The organism is bacterium, from assembly GCA_021159335.1.
Taxonomy (GTDB): Bacteria; UBP14; UBA6098; order B30-G16; family B30-G16; genus JAGGRZ01.
Genome location: JAGGRZ010000011.1, coordinates 1 through 9,362, shown reverse-complemented (window position 1 = coordinate 9,362; position 9,362 = coordinate 1). Strand labels below are relative to the sequence as shown.

The window sequence follows — 9,362 nt, the reverse complement described above, 5'->3', positions numbered from 1 at the left end:
CTCCAGAATTCTGACTGGATTAACCAGTTCCATGAACTCCACACCTTCCTCAAGAGCGTGATGGAGTTCCTCTATACGAGCAGGAGATTCCTTTTTGGTTCTGCGATAGATAATTGTAACTTTCGCACCGAGACGACGGGCGCTTCTGGCAGCGTCCATGGCTACATTTCCTGCCCCGATAACGGCAACATGCTTGCCGACTTTTATTGGCGTGTCATACTCGGGAAACAAATAGGATTTCATCAAATTAACGCGGATCAGAAATTCGTTTGCGGAATACACTCCTTTGAGTTCCTCTCCAGGGATTCCTAAGAATCTGGGGGCACCTGCTCCGGTGCCGATAAACACCGCGTCATATTTTTCCCGAACCTCCTCGCATGGAATATGGAGTCCAACGAAAGTGTTAAGTTTAATCTCCACTCCGAGCTCCTCAAGGTATTTGAGTTCGTAGTCAACGATATCTCGCGGGAGGCGGAATTCAGGAATTCCATACTGCATTACACCACCTGCCTTGTGAAGCGCTTCAAACATGGTGACCTGATACCCCATTTTTCGCAGGTCTACGGCGCAGGCGATACCGGCAGGTCCTGAGCCTATAACGGCGACTTTCTGCGGGCGTTCGTGGATTTCGGGCTTATCTTTGATATTGTTTTTGCGAGCCCAGTCGGCGACGAAAGCCTCAAGTTTACCGATATTGATGGGGTCACCGATTTTGCCCAAAACGCATTTTACCTCACATTGTGTTTCTTGCGGACAAACGCGACCGGTAGCAGCGGGCATAGGGTCATCCTTTTTGAGAATATAGAATGCTCGTTCAAAATCCCGCTCAGCTATAGCCTTGATAAATCCAGGAATATCAATATTAACAGGACATCCCTCAATGCAAGTAGGCTTTGGACATTGAAGGCATCTTTTTGCCTCGGCGATTGCCTCGTCCTCATTGTACCCGTAAGGGACTTCCATAAATCCCTTCAAGCGCTCCTCAACGGGGCGCTCCCTCACTGGAACTCTCTTTTTTATTATCTTTTTTCCCATTGTTAACCTCTCTTCTGTGCTAAGTATCTTTCGAGTGCAATCTTTTCCTCAGCAGCATATGTGCTATATCTATTAATCATTGAATCGAAATCAAGCTTGTGGGCGTCGAAGAAAGGACCATCAATGCAGGTAAGCTTCATTTCGCCCTCGACAAATACTCTGCATGCGCCACACATTCCAGAGGCATCTATCATCAACTGATGTGCTTCAACCCATGTTGGAATATTGTATTTGCGAGTGATTCTTGCCAGATGCTTTAGTTTTATTAACTCACCGCCAGCATAGATGAAGTCAATTTGTCTGCCTTCAGCAAGCCATTGTTTAATCAAAGTAGTGTAATGTCCTTTTTCACCAACAGAGCCATCCTTTGTCATAACATGGTGTTCGTCACAGACACTTTTGTTGAGTGCCCATTCAGGATAAACTTCCTTTTCATCTGCGAAACACTGGATGTCGATAACATAGTTTCCAGCCTCTCTGAGTGCCTTGGCGACTGAATAGCTCCATGCATGCCCGCAGACAGAATCAGTGGCTATAACAACTGTACCGTGTTTTTCTATTTTCAGCGGTTGCCCTTGTGGACCTATTACATGCTTTATAGTTCCTCCGACTGGGGTATCAATAAGTTGGTGTGTGGTTTTTCCAACTTTCCGAATGTACATAACGATTGCATCGCCTTCGGTGGTTCGAACCGACATTGGGATTCTTTCGCCTTTATCATGAAGCATCATCACCACAAACTGCCCAGGCTTTATTTTTGCTGCGACCTCAGGCGCCCGAATCGCTACAAGGTAATCCTGATAGTTCAGTGGTTCGTTTCTTACAATTTCGTGCGCCATTTTACCTCCTTGTTATTATGTAGTGACTAAAAAGCTAAACTAATAAATAATTTTGTTCCTAACTCGCAAGTAATTCTTCATTGACGACAATATTTAGTGAATTTATTGCGGGAAGAGGCGGGGTTTTTTGTGGGAAGCGATATGAAAAATTCTTTGATGGGAAAATTGCTACTAATTTGTTTTTTCGCGGCTGATTATTACTGAAATAGTTGCGGCGCAGAATTATTATTAAGGTAGCTAAATAAACTTCACCTTGGCGTGTATTCTTACTTTTATTATTATCGTTGCAGTGAAGTCAAGCGGCACATTTTGTGATGGCTCTGGCTCAGCGGAGCCAAAAATGAATATTTTGAAGTTTGTTAGGTCATGAATGTATTGGTCAAGCTTTTCCTTTCCCTGCGAATCGAGCTCTATTTCTATTTCTTTTTCTAAAGCTTCGTTCAGGGATAAATTTCCTTGAGCAACTGTGACGGCGTCGTTGGTTGATTGGTTAGAGTCGGCAACCGATACGGAGGCATAGATTCTTGTGTTTGGCTGGCTATTGTTCTCAGTTATTCTTATAAAAATTTTCTCTACGCTTACTCCAGTTATTTCGTCTTTGTAACGAAGGAGGTCGTCACGCTGTGACATGTCCACTAATTGTTCGGCATAATAGGTGGGCTCTGTGCTGTGAACATGCACGCTTTTTTCGATGGTGGTGGTGAATTCCACGTCGGAACTGCAACCAAAAAGAAATACAAGCAACGCTATATATAAAATTATGGCTAAATACTTCATTAACTCGCTCTCCTTCTTAGAGCGCATCCTTGCCTCAACATGTGAAGCATTTATTTTTAAATAATAGACTGCTTCGCGAAAAATCAAAGGATTTTTTAATTTGCTCCTAATTTTTCTTCGCCCAAGGTTACATTTTACAGCTTTACAACCTATTTTTGATGGGCTATTTTTGCCCACTGTGCGAACAGATAGGGAAATAATAGTCGAAAGTGACCCCAGGTCAGCGCTGCTTCATCTTGCCCTGCCCATGATGGCTGGAAACATTGCCCAAAACCTTTTTACGCTTATCGATATGTATTTTGTTGGCAGGCTTGGTTCGCTTCAGGTAGCAGCGGTAGGAATGGCGGGAGTTGTAACCTCTGCCATGATGACGCTTATTATTGGACTTTCCGCGGCAACGAGAGCTATAGTAGCTCGTTATATCGGCGCCAATGACTACGAAATGGCTCACAAAGCAGCTTTTGGTGCAATAATTTATGGACTGATAGTGTCGGCTGTGATAGCGCTGTTCGGATTATCCTTAGGCAAGTATGTTCTTATGTTGCTCGGTGCTAAGGGTAATCTTCTCGTTCTTTCCACAAGGTATCTCGTAGTAGCTCTTATGGGAGCATTTTCGATGGTCATGCTTTTCGTTACAAGAGCGATATTCCAAGGGGCAGGCGATGCCAAAACACCCATGTTTATCGTTTTCGGGGCGGTAATTCTAAACATAATACTCGACCCGCTCCTTATTTTCGGATTGGGACCGTTTCCAAGGCTTGGCGTCGTTGGGGCTGCACTGGCTACAGTAATCGCAAGATTCGTAGGGTTCATAATTGCGTTGTTGTTGCTTGCGAAAGGAGTGAGAACCTTTAGACTCGACTTCAAAAAATTCGGGACAACGAAAGATATTCTTGTTCGATACCTTTCAATTGGCGTGCCTGGCGGAGCTCAACCTATGATAAATAATCTTACGGCATTCGTCATGATGCGGATAATAGCCTCGTTCGGGGTTTTTGCGACTGCTGCTTACAGCATAGGCGTGAGGCTCAACATGATAGCTTCGCTTCCAGGATTTGCTATAGGCAACGCTGCGGGCACGCTTGTCGGCCAAAATCTTGGCGCTGGGAAACCTGACAGAGCCAAAAAAGGAGTCCTGATAGGAGTAAAACTTTACGAACTTTTTGCTATTCCTACTGCCTTCATATACATAGTTCTTGCTCCGCAAATAGCTTCCCTTTTTTCCAAGGACACTGAGACGATTAGGCTTGCTATCGCATATCTATCGATAGTCCCGCTTTCGTATCCTGTTTTTGCCGTGGGTGCTATTGTTATGAGAGGCATAAACGGCTCAGGGCACACAACACCGCCATTTTTAGCTCAACTTTTAGCGTTGTTTTTGATTCAAATCCCGGTAGCTTATTTTTCTTCAAAGTTTTTCGGTGCAGCGGGGGTTTTTCTTGGCGTCTTCGCCGGAATGTTCGCAAAGGGCGTGCTTATCCTGCCGTACTTTAGCTCGAACAAATGGTTGACTGTCGGCAAATGGGAATAGATTTTAAGATAGATGATTAATAAGCGCAAAAATCCTGTTGAGTATTTTCGATTTCTCGCCGATATGGGCGAAAATGAACTGCTAATGCCTGGTGCTAAATCTGGTGAAAGAGGAGATGTTGTTGCCGAAGAGGAAAAGTTGACTGCTGAGGATAAAGCCTTTTTACTTAGGGAGCTTGAGGAGGAGGCTAAAAAGTGCAGAAAGTGCGGGCTTTACAAGGTGAGGCGAAAGCTCGTTTTTGGCGATGGTTCGCCTGATGCGGAGATCCTTTTCATAGGAGAGGCACCAGGCGCAGAGGAGGACAGGCAGGGAATCCCCTTTGTGGGCAGAGCTGGTAAATTGCTTGACAAAATACTTGAAGTGGTCGGACTCAAACGAAGTGAAGTTTACATAGCAAATGTTTTGAAGTGTCGTCCGCCGGAGAATAGAGACCCGACACCGCAGGAAGAGATGGCTTGTCTACCATTTCTTTTCAGGCAAATAGAGATCATTAAACCGCGAATAATATGTTGCCTTGGGCGAATATCAGCGAGGGCTCTTCTTCACACGAAAAGACCGATGACCGAACTCAGAGGGAAATTGTTCTCTTTCCGTGGAATACCCGTAGTGGTGACCTACCATCCAGCGGCACTTCTGAGGAACGAGCGACTTAAAAAACCTACATGGGATGACTTCCAATTCCTCCTTAGAGAACTTGACAGATTGCGAAAAGAAAATGGATGAGAAGTTCCGCCAAATATCGGGGACTATAGAGAAAATTGTTTTTCATAATCCAGAAACGCTTTTTGCCGTTATAAGTCTCATCCCCGATGGAGAAATAATGCCTATAATAGTAGTTGGTGAGATACCAAATCCCAAGGTTGGGCAGCACCTGACGGTTCTCGGAAAGTGGGTTGAGCACAAGCAATATGGCAGACAGTTTGTTATCGAGAAGTTCGAGGTTTCCGCGCCCAAAAGTGATGATGCAATGATAAGGTATTTATCATCCGATCTGATAAAGGGAATAGGACCTATATACGCTGCGCGAATAACCAAAAAGTTTGGCAGTAAGTGTATCGACATAATTCTTAACAATCCTGAGCGTCTAACTGAGGTTGAGGGAATAGGCAAGAAACGCGCAAAAATGATTGCAGAGGCTGTAAGGCGAGCGTTCAGTGAGCAGGCTGCTCTCCAGAGACTTGCAGCATTGCTTTTCGATTATGGTTTCGGCATTGGCACTGTGAAAAAAATATGGCGGAAATATGGTGACAAAGCGTTTGAAATCGTCAAGAATAATCCGTATTTACTTGCCGAAGAGGTTTGGGGGATTGGGTTCGCTACTGCAGATAGGATTGCTCGTGCGCAAGGTATAGCGGCTGATGACCCAAGGAGAGTCGAGGCTGGCATTCTCTATGCACTGCAAAATTCAGCCGACGATGGACACTGTTTTCTGCCAAAATACGAACTCGTAAAAGGTGCTGCAGCGATGCTTGAAGTTGATGAAGAAAAAGTTGAGTCTATGCTAACCAATCTTGTTATCAAGGAAAAAGTCATTGCGGATGATGACCGTATCTATCTTCCGTGGCTTCATGTTGCCGAAACATCCTCAGCGGACATTATCGCTTCTTTAATGTCTGGTGAGGGTAGGGTTCACATTACGATGGCGGAGTCACTTGTAAACGAAGCGCAACGGGAATTGGGCATTGATTATACTGATGAGCAACGCCGTGCATGCGTGGATGCTTTTCTGAAAAAAGTGCTTGTCATAACTGGTGGACCGGGGACGGGTAAGACCACCATTCTTAAGGCGATAATTTTTATGGCCAAGCGTTTGGGAATTTCAGTTAAACTTGCAGCACCAACGGGCAGAGCTGCCAAAAGACTTGAGGAAGCAACCGGCGAAAGCGCGCAGACGATACACAGATTGCTTAAATACAATCCGGGTCTGGAAAAATTCGAATACAACAGGAGCAACCCGCTTCCAGTGGATATGCTTATTTTGGACGAGGTTTCAATGGTGGATGTGGTTTTGTTCTGGCGGGTTTTGCAGGCTATGCCTATGGGAGGAAATCTCGTGCTCGTCGGTGATGCTGACCAGTTGCCATCAGTGGGACCAGGAATGGTGCTCAGGGACCTTATCGCTTCGAAGGTTGTGCCTGTTGTAAGGTTGACGAAAATAATGAGACAAAGTGAGGAAGGACTTATAGTTCTTAATGCGCATAGGGTTCTTAAAGGATTTATGCCAATAGTAAGGAACAAACCCGATGATGACTTTTTTATGGAAGTAAAGACTGAGCCTGAGGATGCGCAGCGATCCGTTGTAGATTTCGTAACAAAGCGTATACCTAAAAGGTTTGGCTTCGACCCGGTTCGTGAAATTCAGGTCATAACACCGATGCACAAGGGGCGGTGTGGGGCGCGTGAGCTTAACGAAATTCTGCGTGACAGACTTAATCCAAACGCTCGTTCATCTAATTTGCCTTTCGCTGTTGGAGACAAAGTTATGCAGATAACCAATAACTATGAGCTCGGCGTTTTCAACGGAGAGTTGGGTATAGTAAAAGCCACAAACGGCGAGGACGAAATAATAGTAAGCTTCGATTTCGGTGATGTGGTTTACGATTCATCATACTTTAATCAACTGCAGCTTGCATATGCGATAACGGTTCATAAATCTCAGGGTAGCGAGTACGAGGCAGTAGTTCTGCCACTTCTTACGGAGCATTATGTCATGCTTGCCAGAAATTTATTATACACGGCTATAACACGGGCAAGAAAACTTCTGGTTGTGGTGGGCACATATAAAGCTTTGGCGATAGCGGTGAGAAACGACCGCCCTGTGAAAAGATATACGGCGCTTGCAGAACGAATAGCTAAAGTTCTTGCTGGAAGAGAACATTAGAAGTACTTTACAACTCCCACAAGGATTCCGAAGGGTTTATCGAGGATAAGGGGCATCTTGAATACCGTGTAGTTTTTGCCGAACTGACCAACCGTTCCAGTCGATATTCCGGCGAATACATCGGTGTTTGGGGCTCCGATACTATCAAGGTGGGCGACCACCGCACCTGCTATTCCAAGGCCAAGCTCGGCATAATTTATTGATGAGTTTATGTAGCGAAGAGATATTTGCGGACGAATCATGTAGCAAAAATGCTGCTGCCTCATAAGGTAAATTGCGTATCCCGCTCCTGCGCCGATCTCGTATCCTTCGTTATCGCCAGCGTAGAATTCCGGTATGTCAAGCCAGATGTCGAAAAATGTTTTCTCGCTCCAGCTCATCCTGTAAACTAAAGAGTTAGGTGTGGTCATATAGCCAACACCTATACCTGTCCTTTCAGGCGGCTGCGCAAAAAGTAGAGTCCACACAAATAAGATTGTCAAAAATACTATTTTTTTCATTGGCATCCTCCGGCTTTGGCGGCAGTGTTTATTCGACTAAAGTCCCAATTTTTTCGCCACGAACCACCTTAATAAGATTTCCTGGCACTGTGATGTTGAACACTATGATGGGGATTTTGTTTTCGCGTGCCATAGCAATGGATGTAGCGTCCATGATTCTAAGATTTTTCGTTAGTAATTCCTGGAATGTTATGTGGTCGTATTTTTTGGCGGATGAGTCCACCATGGGGTCAGCAGAGTATACTCCCTCAACTTTGGTGCCCTTAAGTATTACATCGGCCCCTATTTCTACCGCTCGCAGAGTTGCAGCGGTGTCGGTGGTGAAGTATGGATTTCCAGTTCCGCCAGCAAGAATAATGATTCTTCTTTTTTCGAGGTGTCTTATGGCTCTTCTTCTTATGAATGGTTCGCAGACCTGCTCAACCACTATAGCTGAGAGCACTCTCGTTTCTATACCTAACCTCTCGAGAGCGACCTGCATAGCGAGTGCGTTTATTACCGTCGCGAGCATGCCCATATAGTCGCCAGCGACTCGGTCGAAGCCGAATTTGGTTCCTGATATGCCCCTGAATATGTTTCCGCCACCTACCACGAGCGCTATGTCAACTCCCATGCGATGAACCTGTGCGATTTCATCGGCGAGCAGGTCTATAGCTTCGGCGTCGATGCCATGACGAAGCTTGCCACCAAATATCTCGCCCGAAAGTTTTAGAACAACTCGTTTGTATTTCGTCTTGACCATACCACCCCCTTCTTACTTATAAGAAAAAAGCGAGCCGAAAAAGCTCGCTTCCCAGTGTTTACCCACCGACTTCGAACCAGACGAATCGTTTTATTCCAAGTTTAGCGCCGACCTTTTCCCCGTAACGGTTTATTATGTCGATAACTTTTGTCTTGGCTTCTCGTATGTATTCTTGATTCAAAAGAGTTTGCTGCTCGATAAACTTTCTAAGCTTTCCTTCAACTATCTTTTGTATCGCTTTTTCGGGTTTACCCGATTGTTTGGCCTGCTCAAGATATATTTCGCGTTCTTTTTCAAGTGTTTCCTTTGGGATTTCATCCTCAGTAATAGCGAGTGGCTTTGAAAATGCTATCTGCATTGCGAGTTCGTTGGCCAGTTCAATGACCTCAGGTTTTTCAAGCGATGACGGGTCATCTGAGGTTATCTCAACCATAACTCCTATTCGGTTCCCGGGGTGGATGTAATAATGTATTATGCCGTTTTCTGACGCTTCAAGATAAGCTACTTTTGCCGGCTTTATGTTCTCGCCGATTTTGGATATGAGAATCTTTAATTCTTCCTCCACAGTTGATTCGTTCATTTTGGCGGAAAGGAGTTCTTCTGCAGAATTGATTTTATTTTTTAGGGCTATTTCCGCAAGCTTTTTAGCAGTTTTTACGAATAATTCGTTTTTTGCTACGAAATCGGTTTCCGTTGCGAGCAGAACCATTGCGCCTTGTTTCCTATCGCTGGAGAGAGCAGCTTCAATCCTTCCTTCCTTCGCCTCACGAGAAAGCTTCTTGGCAGCCTTTGCTATTCCAGCCTTCCTAAGGTATTCGGCGGCAGCTTCAAGGTCGCCATTTGTTTCCTTTAAAGCCTTTTTGCAGTCCATTATTCCTGCGCCTGTCATCTGGCGAAGTTGTTTTACCAGCTCGGCATTTATTTCTGCCATTATATTCCTCCTGATAGTTTATTGAGATTCTTTGCTTTCAGCGGATTCTTTTTTTGCTTTTTCCGCTTCAGTCTTATTTTGTTGGGATTGTTTTTCAGTCGATGATTCTACCCTTTCGGTTTTTGG

The 9,362-nt window shown here is 44.9% G+C and carries 9 protein-coding genes; 3 read left to right on the top strand and 6 right to left on the bottom strand.

Annotated features, from left to right (window positions below; all coding sequences use genetic code 11):
• The 3 genes from J7J62_00725 to J7J62_00715 all read right to left on the bottom strand — a co-directional run.
• On the bottom strand, positions 1 to 1,035 hold a 1,035-nt coding region (locus J7J62_00725), incomplete at its 3' end, for an FAD-dependent oxidoreductase (protein MCD6123684.1).
• A gap of 2 nt (positions 1,036 to 1,037) precedes the next feature.
• Positions 1,038 to 1,874: a sulfide/dihydroorotate dehydrogenase-like FAD/NAD-binding protein gene (locus tag J7J62_00720; protein MCD6123683.1), complete on the bottom strand. Its 837-nt coding sequence runs from the start codon at positions 1,872 to 1,874 to the stop codon at positions 1,038 to 1,040.
• Positions 1,875 to 2,111: 237 nt separating this feature from the next.
• A complete protein-coding gene (locus tag J7J62_00715) occupies positions 2,112 to 2,651 on the bottom strand; it encodes a hypothetical protein (GenBank protein MCD6123682.1) in 540 nt (179 codons plus the stop codon).
• Positions 2,652 to 2,829: 178 nt separating this feature from the next.
• Between J7J62_00715 and J7J62_00710 the strand changes: the two genes are divergently transcribed.
• From J7J62_00710 to J7J62_00700, 3 genes are read left to right on the top strand one after another with little or no spacing between them, the layout of a single operon-like run.
• The gene (locus J7J62_00710; protein MCD6123681.1) at positions 2,830 to 4,182 is read left to right on the top strand and encodes an MATE family efflux transporter; all 1,353 of its coding nucleotides are present in this window, start codon (positions 2,830 to 2,832) and stop codon (positions 4,180 to 4,182) included.
• 12 nt (positions 4,183 to 4,194) lie between these two features.
• Positions 4,195 to 4,905, top strand: a complete 711-nt coding sequence (locus tag J7J62_00705) for a uracil-DNA glycosylase (GenBank protein ID MCD6123680.1) — start codon at positions 4,195 to 4,197, stop codon at positions 4,903 to 4,905.
• Positions 4,898 to 7,063 carry an ATP-dependent RecD-like DNA helicase gene (locus tag J7J62_00700; GenBank protein MCD6123679.1) on the top strand — a complete coding sequence of 722 codons (2,166 nt, stop codon included), beginning with the start codon at positions 4,898 to 4,900 and terminating at the stop codon, positions 7,061 to 7,063. Before J7J62_00705 ends, J7J62_00700 begins: the two co-directional genes overlap by 8 nt.
• On the opposite strand, the gene J7J62_00695 is transcribed toward J7J62_00700, so the two are convergent.
• Genes J7J62_00695 through tsf form a run of 3 tightly spaced genes read right to left on the bottom strand, consistent with a single transcriptional unit; the run spans position 7,060 to position 9,236 of the window.
• Positions 7,060 to 7,563, bottom strand: a complete 504-nt coding sequence (locus J7J62_00695) for a hypothetical protein (protein ID MCD6123678.1) — start codon at positions 7,561 to 7,563, stop codon at positions 7,060 to 7,062. The genes J7J62_00700 and J7J62_00695 overlap by 4 nt on opposite strands.
• 28 nt (positions 7,564 to 7,591) lie before the next feature.
• Positions 7,592 to 8,305, bottom strand: coding sequence for a UMP kinase (locus tag J7J62_00690; GenBank protein MCD6123677.1), 714 nt, complete (start codon positions 8,303 to 8,305; stop codon positions 7,592 to 7,594).
• A gap of 58 nt (positions 8,306 to 8,363) precedes the next feature.
• Positions 8,364 to 9,236, bottom strand: a complete 873-nt coding sequence (gene tsf / locus J7J62_00685) for a translation elongation factor Ts (protein MCD6123676.1) — start codon at positions 9,234 to 9,236, stop codon at positions 8,364 to 8,366.
• Positions 9,237 to 9,362: the final 126 nt, after the last annotated feature.